Below are 18716 nucleotides of genomic sequence, written 5' to 3'. Positions count from 1 at the left end.
GATCAGGCCTTCGGTCCCGCCTTCTCGTCACCGGGAAGCGGATAGTCCGCCCCTTCCCACGGCGAGAGGAAATCGAACTTGCGGAATTCCTGGTTGAGCCGGACGGGCTCGTACACGACCCGCTTCTCCTGGTCGTCGTAGCGGACCTCGACGAAACCGGTGAGCGGGAAGTCCTTGCGCAGCGGGTGACCCTCGAAACCGTAATCGGTGAGGATGCGGCGCATGTCGGGGTGGCCGACGAAGAACACGCCGTAGAGATCGTAGGCCTCGCGCTCGAACCAGTCGGCGCCGGGGAAGATCTCGATCAACGACGGCACCTGCGTGGTCTCGTCGGCCTGCGCCTTGAGACGGATGCGGGTGTTCAGGGTCGGCGACAGGAAGTGGTAGATCACGTCGAAGCGCTTGTCGCGCGACGGATAGTCGGCGGCCGTGATGTCGGTGAAGTTGACGAAACGGCAGTTCGGATCGTCGCGGAGGTACTTGACCACCTCGACGATCTTGCTGGCCTCGACATCAACCGTGAGCTGGTTGAAGGCCACCGTGTGACCGGTGGCGGCGCCCGGAAGCGCGCTAACGATCGTTTGCCCAAGGGCGTCGAGCTTGCCGTCGTCCATGACGTAAAACCTTAGCGTTCGATGGTGCCGGTGCGCCGGATCTTCTTCTGCAGCAGCAGCACGCCGTACAGCAGCGCTTCCGCCGTGGGCGGGCAGCCCGGCACGTAGATGTCGATCGGCACGATGCGGTCGCAGCCGCGCACGACCGAGTAGGAATAGTGATAGTAGCCGCCGCCATTGGCGCACGAGCCCATCGAGATGACGTAGCGCGGCTCGGGCATCTGGTCGTAGACCTTGCGCAGCGCCGGGGCCATCTTGTTGGTCAGGGTGCCGGCGACGATCATCACGTCGGACTGGCGCGGCGAGGCACGCGGGGCGAAGCCGAAGCGCTCGACGTCGTAACGCGGCATCGACACCTGCATCATCTCGACGGCGCAGCAGGCGAGACCGAAGGTCATCCACATCAGCGAGCCGGTGCGGGCCCAGGTGATGAGGTCGTCGGTCGCGGCCACGAAGAAGCCCTTGTCGGACAGCTCGGAGTTGACCTCGAGGAAGAACGGATCATTGGCCCCGACCGGCCTGCCGGTCGACGGATCCAGAATGCCCTTGGCGGCCGGCGCAATCACCGGACCGGCGGACGTTGCAGGGTTCAATCCCATTCGAGTGCTCCCTTCTTCCATTCATAGGCGAACCCGACCGTCAGCACGGCGAGAAACACCACCATGGACCAGAAGCCGGTCGCGCCAAGCTTGCCGAACGCCACCGCCCAGGGAAACAGGAACGCCACCTCGAGGTCGAAGATGATGAAGAGGATGGCGACCAGATAGAAGCGGACGTCGAACTTCATTCGCGCGTCGTCGAAAGCGTTGAATCCGCACTCATACGCCGACAACTTTTCCGGGTCCGGCTGCTGGAACGCGACGATGAACGGCGCGATCAGCAGCACGAGGCCGATGAGGCCCGCTACCCCTATAAAGACGACGAGTGGAAGATAGTTCTGCAGAATGCCGCTCATTGGCGAGCCCTTTTTCCCGCGACGTCGGGGGAGCCGCGGATTCGTCCCGATTTGGAATTATTCTGAGCCTTAGCGCAGTGCACCAATGGGCGCAAGACACGCTCTTTTTAGGCCCTTTGTCGCCCCCAGAACGGTGGAAATCCCGGAATCACCCCGCGGCTGGTATGGAGCAGATCGCCCAGCCCAGCAAGGGTGACGGCAGTTTTGCACGGCGGCCGTTCCGAGATTGCGGTGCATAGAGCGCGGCAGCTCTCCGTCACGCAGCATCGGGGCAAAATGCTCGGATTTTTCGTGCGGCGGCGCACCCATGGCCGGGCCATGACGCGGTGCGGAGGGCCCGTTCCGTCACCCCGGCGACATATTGCCGACGGTCACCGCAGGGACCGCGCAGATGATCGCGGTCGTGGCCAGGACCGGCGCAGCAGAGACAATCGGACGAGCCATGCATCACGACGGGTCCGGGGCCCGTCTGGCGAATGCGTCGGGGCGGCTCCGGACCCGACCGACCGCGAGCGCGGCGGCGACTTGCTGGGTCGTCGCACGCGCCGCGCTCGCATGAGCTTCCGGCCGGGGGGCATGGCCTGAGCTCATCGATCTCCCCCGAGGGAAGATCGGCGGTCGTCCGGTCGGCAGGACAGTGAGGAGGACGGGATCAGGCCGGCGCGAGACTGCCCTCGCCCGTCCTCACCCTGGCCTCACCATTTGTAGGAGACGCTGGCGGTGACCCGCCGGCGGTCGCCGTAGAAGCACGACGTCGGGAACGAGCAGCTCGCGACGTAGATCTTGTCGGTCACGTTGATCACGTTCAGCGCCGTGCGCCAGTTCTGCCACTCATAGTGGAGCGCGAGGTCGCCGAGCACCACCGCGGGAACTTCGAGGGTGTTGGCCGGATCGGCCCAGGACGAGCCGACGTAGCGGACGCCGCCACCGACACCGAAGCCGGCAAGCGGACCATCCTTGAACGTGTAGTCCGCCCAGCCCGAGACCAGCAGCTGAGGCGTATTGGTCGGCGTCTTGCCGACCAGCGACGGATCGAGGTCCCTGGTGTTGAAGAGATGATAGGCGGTGAAGGCGCCGATCAGCTTCAGCTCCTTGGTCGCGTTGGCCACCGCCTCGAGCTCGATGCCGCGCGAGGTCACCTCGCCAGTCTGGTTCTGCAGGAACACCGTGCCTGCGGTGGTCGACACGTTCTGACGCTTCAGGTCGAAGACCGAGGCGGTGAAATAGCCGTCGAAGCCCTTCGGCGCGACCTTCACGCCGATCTCGGCCTGTTGTCCGGTCTCGGGCAGGAACAACTGATTGGCGGCGTTGAGGCCGATCACCGGATTGTAGCTCGTGGAATACGAGACGTAGGGCGCGATGCCGTTGTCGAAATTGTAGATCAGCCCGGCGCGCCCGCTGAACTTGCTGTCGTCGCGACTGGCGACCGTGGAGCCTGTGTCACGGGCAGCCTGCGTCGTCTCGACCCAATCGTTGCGGCCGCTCAGGACCAGCGTGAAATTGCCGAGCTTCATCTGGTCCTGCAGATAGGTGCCCGCCTGCTTCTGCGTGATCAGGAAGTTGCGGAACGGCGCCCCCGTCAGCGGAACGTTGGTGCCGTAGACCGGGTTGAAGACGTTGATCGAGGGAACCGTGCCGAAATTGAAGTTCTGGTAGTCGTCGATCTGGTATCCTCTCAGATCGACGCCGAACAGCATGGTGTGCCGTACCGGCCCCGTGTTGAAGCGGTACTCCAGCTGGTTGTCGAGATTGGCCTGGTTGGCGGTGTCCTTCGCATACCAATTGTAACGGCCCATCGTGGCCGTGTTGATGTTGTCCCAGCCGTTGCCGATGTAACCGCGATAGGTCAGGTCGATATGCGCGAACCGCGCGTTCTGCCGGAACGTCAGATCGTCGGTGAGATGCCGCTCGAACTGGTAGCCGAGCATCTCCTGCTCGCGAGTGAACTTGTCGACGCTGGGATCGCCGACGAAGAAGCTGGTCGGGATCTTGCCAAACGGCGCGCCGGTCACCGTGCCCTGGTACGGCAGGAAGTTGATGCCGCGGGTGTCGGTCTTCGACGCCGAGGCGAGCACCGTGAAGGAGGTGTCGGCATCCGGCTTCCAGGTGAACGACGGCGCGATGAAGTAATTGTTGTCGGGCGTGAAGTCGACCTGCGTGCCGCCGTTCCTGACCTCGCCGACGACGCGATAGAACAGCTTGCCGTCCTGCGGCTGCGTTGCGACGGGACCACCGACGTCGAAGCCGACATAGGCGTTGCCGAAATTGTTGACGCCGGTCTCGATGTAGCGGATCGGCTCGGTCGGCGGCATCTTGCTGATGACGTTGACGATGCCGCTCGGGCTCGATCCGCCATAGAGCACGGCGGACGGGCCGCGCAGCACTTCGACGCGCTCCATGTTGGACGGCGGAATCCGCCAGCTCGCATAAGCCGTATAGAACAGCTGCATGCCGTCGAGGAACAGGCCGATATCGTCGGACTTGAAGCCGCGGATCAGCCACCAGTCGTTGCGCGTATCCGCGCCGAAGGTCCCTGCCCGCACGCCGGCGGTGTAGCGCAGCACCTCGTCGAGCTTGGTCGGCTTCTGGTCGCGGATCTGCTCCGCGCCGATGACGGACACCGATTGCGGTGTCTCCATGATCGGCGTGTCGGTCTTGGTGCCGGACGAGCTGCGCTTGCCGACATAGCCGTTCACCGGGCCGCGCGGCGTCTCGACGAAACCGGCATTGCGCTGCGGCTGCGGCTTGCTCCTGTTCGCGGTCTGCACCGACCGCCGCGGCGCGCTGCGCACCGCAGCCGCGGGTGCGCGGCGGCGCGCTTCCGGTGCGGTGACCGTCACCGATGGCAGGTTCTGCGCGCCGCTTTGCGCGGATGATTGTGCGAGCGATGCCTGCGGCACCAAAACCCAAGCGGATGCGGTCGCCAACACGGCAGACCGCAGCATTCCAAGACTGTTCAACGCGCCACCCCGAAGCTGCATGTTTGCTGCGTCATGCCGCCGTGTCCCGGCAACGGCATGCGCCCAAGGGCGACGCTTATGTGAGCGCGCGCGATTTCCCTAATTGAAAACTTCTTAGAGCGACTCTTAGAACCGATCCATTGTTCCCGGGCACGATCGAAGCGTCAGCGCGCGTTCTTCTCGCTCTCGAGCATGTCGGCCGCGATCGCCGTGAGCTGATCGACCTGCTGCAGCAGCATCTCGAACTCGGCGGGGCTCAGACTTTCCAACAGGCGGCGGTTGCGCTCCTGCGCGCCTGCGACGATCGCATCATGGGCGGCGAGGCCCGCCGCGGTGAGCGAGATCAGCACCTCGCGGCTATCTTTCGGATTTGCCGACTTCGCGATCAGCTTGCGCGACACCAGATTGGCCAGCGCGCGGCTGATCTGCCCCTTGTCCTGGCCGACCGCCTCGGCGAGCCGCGCCACGCTCATCGGCGGACGCCGGCCGAGCGAGGCAACGAGACCGAACTCGACGGAGGACAATCCCGTCAGCCGCTTGTAACGGAGGATGGCACCGCGCTTGAGCAGATTGGCCAGCACCATCAGCCGCGACGACAGCATCACGGTGACCGGCGCCGGTTCGCTCTTGCTCGCCTCGGGGGCCGTCCACCCGTCCCTGCTCGGTGTCTCGTTCATCATCCACCTCTGCCAAGAAAGCCCGGCGCTGCCAAGCCTGAGCCGCCGCGGCCCGGCCGTTCTCCTCAAATGCGATTAAGAGGCATTTAGAAGATCGTTGACATTGTCATCGATTTATTTTTCACTGCTCCCAAGACGTCAACAAGACATCGAGAAGGCCCGGTCAGCGCGGCCGGCGGGAGGATCAGCATGACCATCACCCAGCGGGATCGCGATCTCGGCACGGCCTACGCGATGAAGCCGGCGCACACGCGCATCGAGCTCACCTCGGTCGTGCGCGGCACGCCGATGGGCGAACTGCTCCGCCGCTACTGGCATCCGGTCGGCCTCGTCGGTGACGCCACCGACACGCCGAAGAAGGTGCGCGCGCTCGGCGAGGATCTGGTGCTGTTCCGCGACAAGCATGGCCGCGCCGGCCTGCTGCACGCGCGCTGCTGCCACCGCGGCACCACGCTCTACTATGGCAAGGTCGAGGAGGACGGCATCCGCTGCTGCTATCACGGCTGGAAGTTCGACACCGAAGGCCACTGCCTGGAGCAGCCCTGCGAGCCCGAGGGCGGCCAGTTCAAGGACAAGGTGCGCCAGCCCTGGTATCCGGTCGAGGAGCGCTACGGGCTGATCTTCGCCTATATGGGCCCGGCGGAGAAACGCCCGGTGCTGCCGCACTATGAGTGCCTGGAGAACATGGACGACGGCGAGCTGGTCGAGGCCGACGATTCATCGATCGGCGGCGGCGGCCCCGCGATCATCCCCTGCAACTGGCTCCAGCATTTCGAGAACGTCGTCGATCCCTACCACGTGCCGGTGCTGCACGGCTCGTTCTCGGGCCCGCAATTCACCAACATGATGGCCTCCATCCCGGCGGTGAAGTTCGAGAAATCGCCGCGCGGCGTGCTCGTGCGCTCCGAGCGCAAGCAGGACGACGGCAAGGTGTTTTACCGCGTCAGCGAGGCGGCACTGCCGACGCTGCGCGTGGTGCCGAACCCGCGCGTCGCGCAGTTCGCCCGCGTCGAGTCGATCGGCTGGGTCCTGCCGATCGACGACACGTCGTTCCGCATCTATGTCGCCGGCCGCGTCAAGGCGCCCGGCGACATCAGCCGCATGCGCTCGAAATTCAACGGCAAGTTCTGGTGGGACATGACCGAGGAAGAGCACCAGAAATTCCCGGGCGACTATGAGGCCCAGGTAGGCCAGGGCGAGGTGACGGTCCATTCCGAGGAGCATTTCGGCCAGAGCGACCGCGGCATCCTGATGATCCGGCGCATGCTGACCGACCAGCTGGAAGCGATGGAAGCAGGTCGCGATCCGATCGGCATCTCGTTCGATGCAGGCGCGCCGCCGGTCGAGTTCGAAGCGGGGAATTACATCCGCGAGGGCTGAGCCGACAGCCTTCAGGGGCTGGACGGGTGACGGCAACAAAGACAAAACAAAGACAAATTGGGGGAAGCGATGGTCGATGTGACGTCACAGATGTCGGTGCAAGCGGCGGCCGCGGCAAAGCCCTCGGCGCGGCGCTATTACGTCCTGGGCCTGCTCACCATCATCTACGCGCTGAATTTCCTCGACCGCACGATCTTCAATGTCCTGATCGAGCCGATCAAGAAGGAGTTTCAGCTCAGCGACACCATGATGGGCCTGCTCGCGGGCTTCGGCTTCGCACTGTTTTATTCCCTGCTCGGCATCCCCATCGCGCGCGTCGCCGACCGGATGAACCGGCGCAACATCGTCGCCGTCGCCCTCGCGTTCTGGAGTGCGATGACGGCGCTGTGCGGCGCCGCCACCAGCCTGACCTCGCTGGCGCTGGCGCGGATCGGCGTCGGCATCGGCGAATCCGCGGGCTCCCCCGCCTCGCAGTCGATCGTCGCCGATCTCTTCGCCAAGAACGAGCGCCCGCGCGCGCTCGGCATCTACGCCATCGGCACTTATCTCGGCGTCTTCCTCGGCTATTTCGTCGGCGGCTACGTCAACCAGCACTATGGCTGGCGGATGGCGTTCTATGTCGCCGGCCTGCCCGGCATCCTGCTCGCGCTGGTGCTGTGGCTGACGATCTCCGAGCCGAAGCGCGGCGCGATGCAGGAGAGCTTCGTGCCCGAGCCGCTCGGCCCGACGCTGCGCTTCCTCGCCTCGCAGCGGAGCTTCATCGTCGTGCTGATCGGCTTCTGCCTCACCACCTACACGAACTACGCGACCGCGGCCTGGATCCCGCCGTTCCTGGCGCGCGTGCACCATCTGTCGAGCGCCGAGATCGGCACCTATGCCGGCACCTTCAAAGGGCTCGCCGGCATGGCCGGCACCCTGCTCGGCGGGTTCGTGGTGGCGCAGATCAGCCGCCGTGACGACCGCTGGAAGCTGTGGGCGCCTGCGATCACCTCCGGCCTCGCCGGCCCGGTTTTCGCGCTCTGCATGCTGACGCAGGATTTCGCGATGATGGTGGCGATGCTGGCGCTGACCTCGTTCCTGGTCGGCTTCCATCTCGGCCCGATCTTCGCGATCGCGCAGACGGTCGCCAAGCCCAGCATGCGGGCGCTGGCCTCGGCGCTGATCGCGCTCACCGCCACCTGCTTCGGTCAGGGCGTCGGTCCGCTCGCCGTGGGCGTCGTCAACGATGCCCTGAAGGGCAGCTATGGCGCGGACGCCGTACGCTACTCCCTGCTCTCGGCGGCGGTCACGACCACGCTCGGCGCCCTCCTGTTCGTCTGGGCGGCGCGAAGCATCCGGAGCGATATCGGGCGGGCGGCGGCCTGAAAGCCGCCCAGGGGCGGCAGCCCAGAGAAACCCTCCGGACCGCCAGATGAAACCATTTTGCGGAACCCGCGAAACCATCCGGAAACAGATGGTCCTTAGAAGATGAGCCCATAGACGGCGGCTAAGCCCGTCGGGAGGCTCATATGAACCACTCAATTCATTCTGCTGATCGTGCGACCCACCTGAAGATCGTGGTGGTGGCGCTGGTTGCCGGCATTGCAGTGGCCGGTTTCGGGATCGCCGCCCGGACCAACGCCGATTACAGCCAGACCGCCCAGTCGACCCACGTGATCAAGGCCGGCAAGCCGGTTGCGGTCACCAGCGCGGGCACGTCCGAGATTCGCTGACTCAGCCCCGTTCCGGGCTGACCAAAGGCCGCCGCCGGGCGGCCTTTTTCGTTTTCCAAAGCAATGCTTAGGCGAGATGCGCGGACGAAGCGCAACGTCCTTGACTTCACTCAGCCCCGCCTTTAAGTCCCCCCTCGTTCCGCGCGCGTTCAGCGAGCCACGCGGGAGTAGCTCAGTTGGTTAGAGCGCCGGCCTGTCACGCCGGAGGTCGCGGGTTCGAGCCCCGTCTCTCGCGCCATTTTGGCAACCCCTTCATAGTCTTAGCCCGAACATCTCGATGCCTTTGGCGGCATTGCCCGCCATGTCGGGAACCCGTGGCATAGTCAGCCCGCGCCCGAATCGTCTACGCCTTCCAGGACTTAGGAAGGGATCCCCACGCTTTTCCGGCTTTTCCGGGGCTTCCCTGTCATTGAGGAGGCCAGATATGGCGAAAAAGGCAGCCGCTCCCGCCACCATCACGCTCAAGCAGCTCGCCGCCGACATCGCGGAGAGCCAGGACCTGTCGAAAAAGCACGCCGAGGCCGTCCTGACCGACATGGTCGAGCTGATCACCAAGCACCTGAAGAAGGGCGACCGGGTCCGAATCGTGGGCCTGGGCATCCTGCAGGTCCGCAAACGGGCCGCCCGCACCGGCCGCAATCCCGCCACCGGCGAAGCCATCCATATCAAGGCCAGCAAGAAGGTGGCGTTCCGCCCGGTCAAGGAGCTGAAAGAGGCGATCTAGCCGCTTACCGATCGTTAAGCCTGATCCAGCGTCGTTCCGGCGCAACCTGGCCCGCTTTTCTGATATACCGCCAGCTTCCCCAAAGCCCCGGCGGTTTGAACAGAAATGACCTCCCTCACCTTTTCGCACACCGTGACCGAGCGCTTCCTGCGCTACGTCACCATCGACACCCAGTCCGATCCCGAATCCCCGCGCTCGCCTTCGACCGAGAAGCAGAAGGATCTCGGCCGCGTGCTCGTCACCGAGCTGAAGGCCATCGGCGTCGCCGACGCTCATCTCGACGATTACGGCTACGTCTATGGGACGATCCCGGCCAACACCGACAAGAAGGTGCCGGTGATCTGCTTCTGCTCGCACATGGACACCTCGCCCGACGTCACCGGCAAGGACGTCAAGCCGCAGCTAGTGAAGAACTATCGCGGCGGCGACCTCGTGCTGCCGGGCGATCCCAACCAGGTGATCCGCTTTGCCGAGCATCCCGCGCTGAAGAACCAGATCGGCAACGACATCATCACCACCGACGGCACCACGCTGCTCGGGGCCGACAACAAGGCCGGCGTCGCCGAGATCATGGATGCCGCGTATTTCTTCATCAACAATCCCGACGTGAAGCACGGCACCATCAAGATCCTGTTCACGCCCGACGAGGAGATCGGCCGCGGCGTCGACAATGTCGACCTCAAGAAGCTCGGCGCCGATTTCGGCTACACCATGGATGGCGAAAGCGCGGGCAGCGTCGAGGACGAGACCTTCTCGGCCGACGGAGCCACCATCACCATCAACGGCGTCAGCGCCCATCCCGGCTACGCCAAGGGCAAGATGGAGCACGCGATCAAGATCGCGGCCGCCATCGTCGAGCGGCTGCCCAGGGAAGGCTGCTCGCCGGAGACGACCTCGGGCAAGCAGGGCTTCCTGCATCCGATCGGCATCGAGGGCGCGCTGGAGCAGGCGAGCCTCTCCTTCATCGTGCGCGACTTCACCGAGGAAGGGCTGAAGGAGAAGGAGGCCCTGCTCGAGAACATCGTCAAGGACGTGATGAAGGACTATCCGCGCTCGACCTACACGTTCGAGGTCCGCGAGCAATACCGCAACATGAAGCAGGTGATCGACCGTCACCCGCACATCCTCGAATACGCCATCGAGGCGATCCGCCGCGCCGGCCTGCGGCCGATGCGCACCGCGATCCGCGGCGGCACCGACGGCTCGCGCCTGTCCTTCATGGGCCTGCCCTGCCCCAACATCTTCGCGGGCGAGCACGCCTTCCACTCGCGCCTGGAATGGGTCAGCCGGCAGGACATGGAGAAGGCGGTGCAGACCATCGTGCATCTCGCGATGATCTGGGAGGAGAAGGCGTAGGCGCCGCTCCTCCCCGCTGCGGGCAAAATAATTCCAGCCGCGCCGGAACGATCCGGTAGGGAGCGTGTTGGAAGCTCAAGTCCCAAGGATTGAAGATTGTGAGCACATGAGGCCTCAGCCGGTCAGCCCCGGGCTGGGGCCTTTCCGTGTTTGGGGCCGTGCGACATCGAGTTCCCCGGAAGTAACAATGTTGCAGGTCGACAGTGTTGCGGCCGCCATGCTACCGCAACCGGATTGGGGAACTTGAGTCAGACCGTGATCGTCACCGACAGCGCCTATCGATCGAGCCGCACGCGCAATTGGCGTGGGCTCGTGGCCGTGTTCGTTGCCATCATGTACCTGCTGTCGGGCACGCTTCACGGGGCGCACGACATCGACGTGACCAGCCCGTCCGGCGGCTCGGAGATCGCCTCGATCCTCGATGAGGCTGCCTCCGGCCACGCAGATCACAAGGCACTTGCGGGCCATCACTGCCATGGCTGCTTCTCCGTCGCCGTTGCACCGCAGGTGCACGCGGAAGCTGGGGCCGATGTGATCGCCGCGCCGGTCTCGCAGCGGCAACCGGCGCTCGCCGGCATAGCACCCGACACCACCTCCCCGCCTCCAAAACACCTGACCTGACGGATCAGCCGGGCGTTACGAGCGCCCATCGGTTCTCCTTCACAGGTTCTATTCATGTCTTGCAGACGGACGGCCGCGCGCATCGCGTGCGCGGTGGCTATTCTCATCAGCCCAGCCCTGGTGGCGGCCTCGCACGCCCAGACGCTGTCCATGCGCGCGGCGCTCTCGCGCGCGCTGGCCGCGAGCCCGCGCCTCACGGCGGCGGAGCGCGATGTCGGCATCGCCACGGGCCAGCGCATCCAGGCGGGCGCGCTGCTCAATCCGGAACTGTCCTACGAGCAGGATAATTCGTTTGGCTCCGGCATCTATCGCGGCACCCGATCGGCCGAGACCACGCTCCAGATCAGCCAGGCTTTCGAGCTGTTCGGCAAGCGCGACGCCAGGATCGCCGCCGGACAGGCCGGCATCGAGGTCGCCGCGATCCAGCGCAAGGCGGTCAGGCTGGAGGTGCTGTCGGAGACCGCTATCGCCTTCCTCAGCGTGCTCGGCGCGCAGCGGCGCATCCAGATCCTCGACGAGCAGATCGCCGCGATCGACCGGCTGACGCCGCTGCTTCGCCGCCGCGTCGAAGCCGGCGCCTCCTCCCCGGCCGAGACCGGCCGCGCCGAGGTCGCCTCCGCGCTGGTGAAGGCCGACCGCGAGCGCCTCAAGGCGACGCTGGCGAGCGCCCGGCGCGAGCTTGCGGTGCTGATGGGCGATCCCGCGGCGAAATTCGGCGAGGTCTCCGGACGGCTCGACACCACCGGGCGGCCGCCGACCTTCCAGTCGGTGATCGCCGCCATCGATGCCAATCCACAGCTGGTGCGCTGGACCGCAGTCTTCGCCCAGCGCAACGCCGAGCTGCTGATCGCGCGCCTCAAGCCCTATCCCGACGTGCGGATCGCCGCGGGCTGGCGCCATTTCAACGAGAGCAATGACGATGCGGTGCGGCTCACCGTCTCCGTGCCGATTCCCGTGTTCGACCAGAACCAGGGCAACATCCTCTCGGCGCAGGAAAGCCTCGCCAAGACCAAAGCCGAGCGCGAGGCCAACCGCAACACGCTGATCGTGATCGCCGGCCGCGCCTACGACTCGGTGCAGGGCTCGCTGCGCGAGCTCGCCGTGCTGCGCGAGACCGCCATCCCCAAGGCGGTCGAGGCGTCCGAGGCGATCTCGCAGGGCTACGGCCAGGGCCGCTTCACCCTGCTCGAAGTGCTCGACGCACAGGCCAGCGTGACGCAAGCGCGGCTGCGCGAGCAGGAAGCACAGCAGAACTTCCACGTCGGCGTTGCCACCATCGAAGGCCTCGTCGGCAATCCCTTTGCGCTGGCCCGGGAGAGCGCGCGATGAAGGCATCCTCCACCCTCCTCATAGCTGTCGTCGCGGCCGCGCTCGGGGCTTACGGTTACTCGCTGCTCGCCCCTGCCAAGGTTGCGCACATCGAGCACGCCGAAGAGAAGAAGCCGGAGAAGCCGAACGACCATGTCGAGCAGGACGAGCACGGTGCCGACCGCATTCGCATCTCCGACGTCAAGCTGGCCGCCGCCGGCGTGACCCTGGCGGAAGCCGCGAGCGCGACGCTGACCGACACGCTGTCGTTCAACGGCATCCTGCGCGCGAACCAGGAGGCGGTCGTCCAGGTCACGCCCCGCTTTCCCGGAATTGCAAAATCGATCCAGAAGCGGATCGGCGACAAGGTCGGCAAGGATGACCTGCTGGCGGCGATCGAGAGCAATCAGAGCCTCACGGTCTACGAGCTGAAGGCGCCGATCGCCGGCACCGTGATCGAGCGGCAGATCTCGCTCGGCGAATACGCCTCCGAGCAGAAGCCGGCCTTCGTCGTCGCCGATCTCTCCTCCATCTGGGTCGATCTGTCGATCTACCGGCAGGACCTGAAACGCGTCCGTCTCAACGACGAGGTGCTGATCGATCCCGACGACGGCCGCGGCGAGATCAAGGGCACCATCTCCTACATGGCGCCGATCGGCTCCAGCGAGACCCAGACCGCGCTGGCGCGTGTGGTGCTGCCGAACCCGGAAGGGCGCCTGCGGCCCGGCCTGTTCGTCACGGCCCGGCTGATCCTCGCCGCCCGCAATGTCGCGGTCGCCGTGCGCCGGAGCGCAATCCAGACGCTGGAGAACAAGACCATCGTGTTCGTCCGCGAGGACGGCGACAAGATCGAGGCGCGTCCCGTCGAGCTTGGCGATTCCGACCCGAAATTCGTCGAGATCCGCGCCGGCCTGTCGGCCGGCGAGCGCTACGTCGCCGAGAACAGCTTCGTCGTGAAGGCGGAGATGGGGAAGGGAGACGCCGATCATGATTGACGCGCTCCTCGCCTTCTCCGTTCGCCAGCGGTGGCTGGTGGTGCTGCTCGCGCTCGCCGCCGGCGCCTTTGGCGCCTGGAATTTCACGCGGCTGCCGATCGACGCGGTGCCCGACGTGACCAACGTTCAGGTCCAGATCAACACGCGCGCGCCGGGCCTGTCGCCGCTCGAAGCCGAGCAGCGCATCACCTTCCCGCTCGAGACCGCCATGGGCGGCCTACCCAGGCTCGACTACACCCGCTCGATCTCGCGCTACGGCCTGAGCCAGGTCACGGTCGTGTTCCAGGACGGCACCGACATCTATTTCGCGCGCCAGCTCGTCAATGAGCGCATCCAGCAGGCGAAGGAGCAATTGCCTGCGGGCACCGAGGTCGCGATGGGGCCGATCTCGACCGGGCTCGGCGAGATCTATGTCTACTCCGTCGAAGCCAAGGCGGGCGCGAAGTCGCCGACGGGTACGGAGTTCACGCCGACCGAGCTGCGCACCATCCAGGACTGGATCATCAAGCCGCAGCTGCGGACCATTCCCGGCGTGGTCGAGGTCAACTCGATCGGCGGCTATGAGCGGCAGTTCCACGTGCTGCCGATCCCGGGCCGGCTGATGGCCTACAAGCTCGGCTTCCGCGACATCATGACGGCGCTCGCCGCCAACAATGCCAATGTCGGCGCCGGCTATATCGAGCGCAACGGCGAGCAATATCTCGTCCGCGCCCCCGGTCAGGTCGCCAATATCGAGGATATCCGCGACATCGTGATCGGCTCGCGCGGCGGCGTGCCCGTGCGCATCCGCGACGTTGCCGACGTCCAGGAAGGCCAGGACCTGCGCAGCGGCGCGGCCTCGGCCAACGGCAAGGAGACGGTGCTCGGCACCGCCATGCTGCTGATCGGCGAGAACAGCCGCACGGTTGCCCAGCGCGTGAAGGCGAGGCTCACGGAGATCGCGAAGTCATTGCCCGACGGCGTGATCGCGCGCGCCGTCTACGACCGCACGCATCTGGTGGAGGCGACCATCCAGACCGTCGCCAGGAACCTGATCGAGGGCGCGGCACTGGTGATCGCGGTGCTGTTCCTGATCCTCGGCAACATCCGCGCCGCGCTGATCACGGCCTGCGTCATCCCCCTCTCCATGCTGTTCACGATCACGGGCATGGTCGAGAGCAGGGTCAGCGCCAATCTGATGAGTCTCGGTGCCATCGATTTCGGCATCATCGTCGACGGCGCCGTCATCATCGTCGAGAACTGCCTGCGGCTGCTCGCTACCGAGCAGCATCGGCGCGGCCGGCTGCTGACGCTGGACGAACGCCTCGACACCATCCGCGCCGGGAGCAGCGAGGTCATCAAGCCGAGCCTGTTCGGAACGCTGATCATCGCCGTGGTCTACCTGCCGGTCCTGACCCTGACCGGGACCGAGGGCAAGATGTTCACGCCGATGGCGCTGACCGTGCTGATGGCGCTCGCCGGTGCCGCGCTGCTGTCCGTCACCTTCGTGCCGGCCGCGGTTGCGATCTTCGTCACGGGCAAGGTCTCGGAGAAGGAGAACATCTTCATGCGGGCGGCCAAGCGGTTCTATGTGCCGCTGCTCGACCGCGCAATCCGCTATCGCGGCAGCGTCGCGTTCATCGCGGTGCTGATCGTCGCCGGCAGTGTCTTTGCCGCGACGCGCATGGGCGGCGAGTTCATTCCGAGCCTGGACGAAGGCGACATCACCATCGAGACCATCCGGATTCCCGGCACCAGCCTGACCCAGAGCGTCGACATGCAGCTTCGCCTGGAGCAAGCCGTCAAGCAGGTTCCGGAAGTCGCGACCATCTTCTCCAAGGTCGGCACCGCCGAGATCGCCAACGATCCGATGCCGCCCAACGTCGCCGACACCTATGTCACCCTGCGGCCGCGCGAGGAATGGCCCGATCCCGATAAGCCGAAGAATGAGGTGATCGAGGAGATCGAGCGCGCCGCCAACACCCTGCCCGGCACGGCTTACGGCATGACGCAGCCGATCCAGATGCGCTTCAACGAGCTCATCGCCGGCATCCGCAGCGACGTCGGCGTCAAGATCTTCGGCGACGATCTCGACGTGCTCGCGGGCATCGCCCAGCAGGTCAACGGCATCGTGCGCGGCATCGAGGGCGCCGCCGACGTCAAGACCGAGCAGGTCGCGGGCCTGCCGATCCTCACCGTCAAGCTCGACCGCCAGGCGCTGTCGCGCTACGGCCTCAGCCTCAGCGAGGTGCAGAACCTCGTCGAGATCGCGATCGGCGGCAAACCGGTCGGCAAGCTGTTCGAGGGCGATCGCCGCTTCGACATCGTGGTGCGGCTGCCGGAAAGCCTGCGTGCCAACCCCGACACCATCAAGTCGCTGCCGATCCCGCTGCCGCCGGGAGAGGATGCCGCCGCGGTCACCAAGACGGCCTGGTCGGGGACGGCGGGTCCGGCACTGCGCTACGTGCCGCTATCCTCGGTCGCGGCGGTCGAGATCGCGCCGGGCCCCAACCAGATCAGCCGCGAGAACGGCAAACGCCGCGTCGTGGTGATGGCCAACGTGCGCGGGCGCGATTTGCGCTCCTTCGTCGCCGAGACGCAGGCCGCCGTGGCCGAGAAGGTCAAGCTGCCGCCGGGCTACTGGATCGGCTGGGGCGGACAGTTCGAGCAGCTGGTCTCCGCCACCAAGCGGCTGACCATCGTGGTGCCGGTCGCGCTGCTGCTGGTGTTCCTGCTGCTGTTCATGGGGATGGGATCGGCGGCGGATGCGGCGCTGGTGTTCTCCGGCGTGCCGCTGGCGTTGACCGGGGGCGTCGCGGCCCTGCTACTGCGCGGCATCCCGCTGTCGATCAGCGCCGGCGTCGGCTTCATCGCGCTGTCGGGCGTCGCCGTGCTCAACGGCCTCGTCATCATCGCCTTCATCGAGCGGCTGCGCAGCGAGGGGCGTCCCGTTGCGGAGGCCGTACGCGAGGGCGCGCTGACGCGGCTGCGGCCCGTGCTGATGACGGCGCTGGTCGCCTCGCTCGGCTTCGTGCCGATGGCGCTCGCCACCGGCGCCGGCGCCGAGGTGCAGCGGCCGCTGGCGACCGTCGTGATCGGCGGCATCATCTCCTCGACGGTGCTGACGCTGCTGGTGCTGCCGGCACTCTACGTGCTGTTCCGGCGTGACGCGGCGAGCGAAACGCCTACAATGGTGCCCGATCTGGCGGCGTCCGGGGAGCACTAGGTTTGGGCAGCCACGACCACCACGGCCACGACCATCATGACCATGCCGGCCATTCGCATGATCACGGGCATGACCACAGTCACGGTCATGTCCATGCCCCCGCCAGCTTCGGCAAGGCCTTTGCGATCGGCATTGTCCTCAACACCGCGCTGGTCGTGGCCGAGGCGATCTATGGCTACATCAGCAACTCAACCGCCCTGCTCGCGGATGCCGGCCACAATCTCTCCGACGTGCTTGGCCTGGTCGTGGCCTGGGGCGCCTCGATCGCGGCGCGGCGCGCGCCGAGCGGCCGCTTCACCTATGGCCTGCGCGCCTCCACCATCCTCGCTGCGCTCGCGAACGCGGTGCTGCTACTGGTCGCGACCGGCGCCATCGGCTGGGAGGCGATCCTGCGCCTGCGCCAGCCGGAGCCGATCGCCGGCGTGACCGTGATGGTGGTTGCCGGCATCGGCATCCTCATCAACGGCTTCACGGCGATGCTGTTCGCCAGCGGCCGCAAGGACGACATCAACATCGAAGGCGCCTATCTGCACATGGCGGCGGACGCGGCGGTCTCGCTCGGCGTCGTGGTTTCGGCGGCGCTGATCATCTGGACCGGCTGGCTCTGGCTCGACCCGGTCACCAGCCTCGTGATCTGCGCCACCATTCTCTGGAGCACGACCAGCCTCTTGCGCGGCTCCATCGACATGTCGATGGCAGCCGCCCCCAAGGGCACCGACCTCGCCGCGATCAGGACGTTCCTGCTGCAGCGCCCCGGCGTTTCCGCGATCCACGATCTCCACGTCTGGCCGATCTCGACCACCGAGACGGCGCTGACCTGCCATCTCGTGATGCCCGATGGAGCCGGCGATGCATTCCTGATGGAGACGGCACAGATGCTGAAGGCCTCCTTCCGCATCGGCCACACAACACTCCAGGTCGAGACCCATCCAGATAACGGCTGCGCGCTGGCGCCGGACGACGTGGTGTGAGGCGTTCTACCTCCGCGTCATCATTGCGAGCGCAGCGAAGCAATCCAGACTGCCTCCGCGGAAACAGTCTGGATTGCTTCGTCGCAAGAGCTCCTCGCAATGACGGTGGAGAGAGCTTCGCTTAAGCCCTAACTCGCCCTCGCCGTCACGATCCAGATCGCGCCCTGCAGCGCCACGCTCTGCCCCTTCAGGAACGGCGCGAGCGTCTCGCGGATCGAGGCTTTGGCGGCCTCATAGGTTTCCGGCGGATGGCCCTGCAGTGCACGGCTGGCCGGGCCGATCTGGAGCGAACCCTCGACCGCGGCGTCGAGGCCGCCGCCGATCGCGATATCCATCGCCAGATTGTGCGGCTCCATCGCGACGTCCACGAAGCCGGCGCCCTTCAGGATGCGCATCACGCGCTCTTCGGAGGCGAAGGCGAACGGACCCGGTTCCTCCGGCCCGACCGGCGGCATTTTGGGAACGTGTTTGTAGACCGCCATCAGCGGCGCCATCATCCAGGGATTCTCCTTGGGCTCGCGCCAGCAGACGAAGGCGAGCCGCCCCGTGGGCCTCAGCGCACGGTGGAGATTGGCAAAGGACACGACGGGATCGGCAAAGAACATCACGCCGAAGCGTGACGCCAACAGGTCAAAGCTCGCCGGCTCGAACGGATGCACCGTTGCATCCGCCAGCACGAAATCGAGCGGCAGGCCTTTTGGGGCGAGCGCCCGCGCCTGCGACAGCATCGGATCGGAGACGTCGAGGCCGAGCGCGAAGCCATCGGGGGACACGGCCCTGGCGAACGCTACCGTGGTCGCTCCGGAGCCGCAGCCGACGTCGATCACGCGCTCGCCCGGCTTCGGCTTCGCCCGGTCGATCAGCACGTCGGCGATCGGCCCGAGCAGCTTCTCCTGGACCCCGTGGCGATCGGCCCAGCGCTGCCCGCTCGGGCCGTTCCAATAGGCAATCTGGTCGGCGTTTTGCTCGTGTCCGCTGGGTTGCTGCATCATGACCTCATTGCACGCGCTCGCGCGCCGTTCGCACTTTGCGGTCTTCCCCGCCATCTCCGGCCCGGGTGCGATAGGACCTGATCACATCGAAGACCAAACTCGCCAGAATGGCGCTCGAGCCCCCAAGGAAGGGAATGACGTAGTAAGCATAGCGATTGTAGCCATAGATGAGGAAGGCGGGAAATGCGGCGCTGACCAGCAATGCAGCTGCGCGGCCGCAGAACGAGGCCCGCCCCGTTCGTGCGG

General features: G+C 66.0%; 17 protein-coding genes and 1 tRNA gene. 11 read left to right on the top strand and 7 right to left on the bottom strand.

The window, feature by feature from the left end; all coding sequences use genetic code 11:
- Window positions 1–2: 2 nt before the first annotated feature.
- The 5 genes from JQ617_RS05135 to JQ617_RS05115 form a co-directional block, all read right to left on the bottom strand.
- Window positions 3–614, bottom strand: a complete 612-nt coding sequence (locus tag JQ617_RS05135; RefSeq protein ID WP_063683171.1) for an NADH-quinone oxidoreductase subunit C — start codon at window positions 612–614, stop codon at window positions 3–5.
- 11 nt (window positions 615–625) lie between these two features.
- Window positions 626–1213 carry a NuoB/complex I 20 kDa subunit family protein gene (locus JQ617_RS05130; RefSeq protein WP_212024880.1) on the bottom strand — a complete coding sequence of 196 codons (588 nt, stop codon included), beginning with the start codon at window positions 1211–1213 and terminating at the stop codon, window positions 626–628.
- Window positions 1204–1569, bottom strand: a complete 366-nt coding sequence (locus JQ617_RS05125; RefSeq protein ID WP_008136158.1) for an NADH-quinone oxidoreductase subunit A — start codon at window positions 1567–1569, stop codon at window positions 1204–1206. The genes JQ617_RS05130 and JQ617_RS05125 overlap by 10 nt, the downstream gene beginning before the upstream one ends.
- A gap of 695 nt (window positions 1570–2264) precedes the next feature.
- Window positions 2265–4514, bottom strand: a complete 2250-nt coding sequence (locus tag JQ617_RS05120) for a TonB-dependent siderophore receptor (RefSeq protein WP_212024878.1) — start codon at window positions 4512–4514, stop codon at window positions 2265–2267.
- Window positions 4515–4693: 179 nt separating this feature from the next.
- Window positions 4694–5206, bottom strand: a complete 513-nt coding sequence (locus JQ617_RS05115) for a MarR family winged helix-turn-helix transcriptional regulator (protein WP_212025969.1) — start codon at window positions 5204–5206, stop codon at window positions 4694–4696.
- A 189-nt stretch (window positions 5207–5395) separates the two neighbouring features.
- Between JQ617_RS05115 and JQ617_RS05110 the strand changes: the two genes are divergently transcribed.
- The 11 genes from JQ617_RS05110 (at window position 5396) to JQ617_RS05060 (ending at window position 17478) form a co-directional block, all read left to right on the top strand.
- On the top strand, window positions 5396–6586 hold the full coding sequence (locus JQ617_RS05110) for an aromatic ring-hydroxylating dioxygenase subunit alpha (RefSeq protein WP_212024876.1): 1191 nt from the start codon (window positions 5396–5398) through the stop codon (window positions 6584–6586).
- 69 nt (window positions 6587–6655) lie between these two features.
- Window positions 6656–7951, top strand: a complete 1296-nt coding sequence (locus JQ617_RS05105; RefSeq protein WP_212024874.1) for a spinster family MFS transporter — start codon at window positions 6656–6658, stop codon at window positions 7949–7951.
- Window positions 7952–8094: 143 nt separating this feature from the next.
- Window positions 8095–8298 carry a hypothetical protein gene (locus JQ617_RS05100; RefSeq protein ID WP_212024872.1) on the top strand — a complete coding sequence of 68 codons (204 nt, stop codon included), beginning with the start codon at window positions 8095–8097 and terminating at the stop codon, window positions 8296–8298.
- A gap of 161 nt (window positions 8299–8459) precedes the next feature.
- Window positions 8460–8536, top strand: a tRNA-Asp gene (locus JQ617_RS05095).
- 186 nt (window positions 8537–8722) lie between these two features.
- The gene (locus JQ617_RS05090; RefSeq protein ID WP_212024870.1) at window positions 8723–9022 is read left to right on the top strand and encodes an HU family DNA-binding protein; all 300 of its coding nucleotides are present in this window, start codon (window positions 8723–8725) and stop codon (window positions 9020–9022) included.
- 105 nt (window positions 9023–9127) lie between these two features.
- Entirely contained in the window at window positions 9128–10378 is a 1251-nt protein-coding gene (gene pepT, locus JQ617_RS05085) for a peptidase T (protein ID WP_212024869.1), read from the top strand.
- 333 nt (window positions 10379–10711) lie between these two features.
- Window positions 10712–10999, top strand: coding sequence for a hypothetical protein (locus JQ617_RS05080; protein ID WP_249156833.1), 288 nt, complete (start codon window positions 10712–10714; stop codon window positions 10997–10999).
- A 54-nt stretch (window positions 11000–11053) separates the two neighbouring features.
- Window positions 11054–12328, top strand: coding sequence for a divalent metal ion exporter subunit IhpA (ihpA, locus tag JQ617_RS05075; protein ID WP_212024867.1), 1275 nt, complete (start codon window positions 11054–11056; stop codon window positions 12326–12328).
- Window positions 12325–13302: a divalent metal ion exporter adaptor subunit IhpB gene (gene ihpB / locus JQ617_RS05070; protein WP_212024865.1), complete on the top strand. Its 978-nt coding sequence runs from the start codon at window positions 12325–12327 to the stop codon at window positions 13300–13302. Before ihpA ends, ihpB begins: the two co-directional genes overlap by 4 nt.
- Window positions 13295–16507 carry a divalent metal ion exporter subunit IhpC gene (gene ihpC / locus JQ617_RS05065; RefSeq protein ID WP_212024864.1) on the top strand — a complete coding sequence of 1071 codons (3213 nt, stop codon included), beginning with the start codon at window positions 13295–13297 and terminating at the stop codon, window positions 16505–16507. The genes ihpB and ihpC overlap by 8 nt, the downstream gene beginning before the upstream one ends.
- Window positions 16508–16509: 2 nt before the next feature.
- Window positions 16510–17478, top strand: coding sequence for a cation diffusion facilitator family transporter (locus tag JQ617_RS05060; protein ID WP_212024862.1), 969 nt, complete (start codon window positions 16510–16512; stop codon window positions 17476–17478).
- A gap of 128 nt (window positions 17479–17606) precedes the next feature.
- Here JQ617_RS05060 and JQ617_RS05055 read toward each other — a convergent pair whose 3' ends face one another.
- Together JQ617_RS05055 and JQ617_RS05050 are read right to left on the bottom strand one after the other, a co-directional pair.
- Entirely contained in the window at window positions 17607–18467 is an 861-nt protein-coding gene (locus JQ617_RS05055; protein WP_212025967.1) for a class I SAM-dependent methyltransferase, read from the bottom strand.
- Between the two features lie 7 nt (window positions 18468–18474).
- On the bottom strand, window positions 18475–18672 hold the full coding sequence (locus tag JQ617_RS05050) for a hypothetical protein (protein ID WP_212024860.1): 198 nt from the start codon (window positions 18670–18672) through the stop codon (window positions 18475–18477).
- Between the last annotated feature and the right edge of the window lie 44 nt (window positions 18673–18716).

Source organism: Bradyrhizobium sp. KB893862 SZCCT0404 (genome assembly GCF_018130885.1).
Lineage (GTDB): Bacteria > Pseudomonadota > Alphaproteobacteria > Rhizobiales > Xanthobacteraceae > Bradyrhizobium > Bradyrhizobium stylosanthis.
This window is presented reverse-complemented; position numbering and strand designations above follow the sequence as displayed.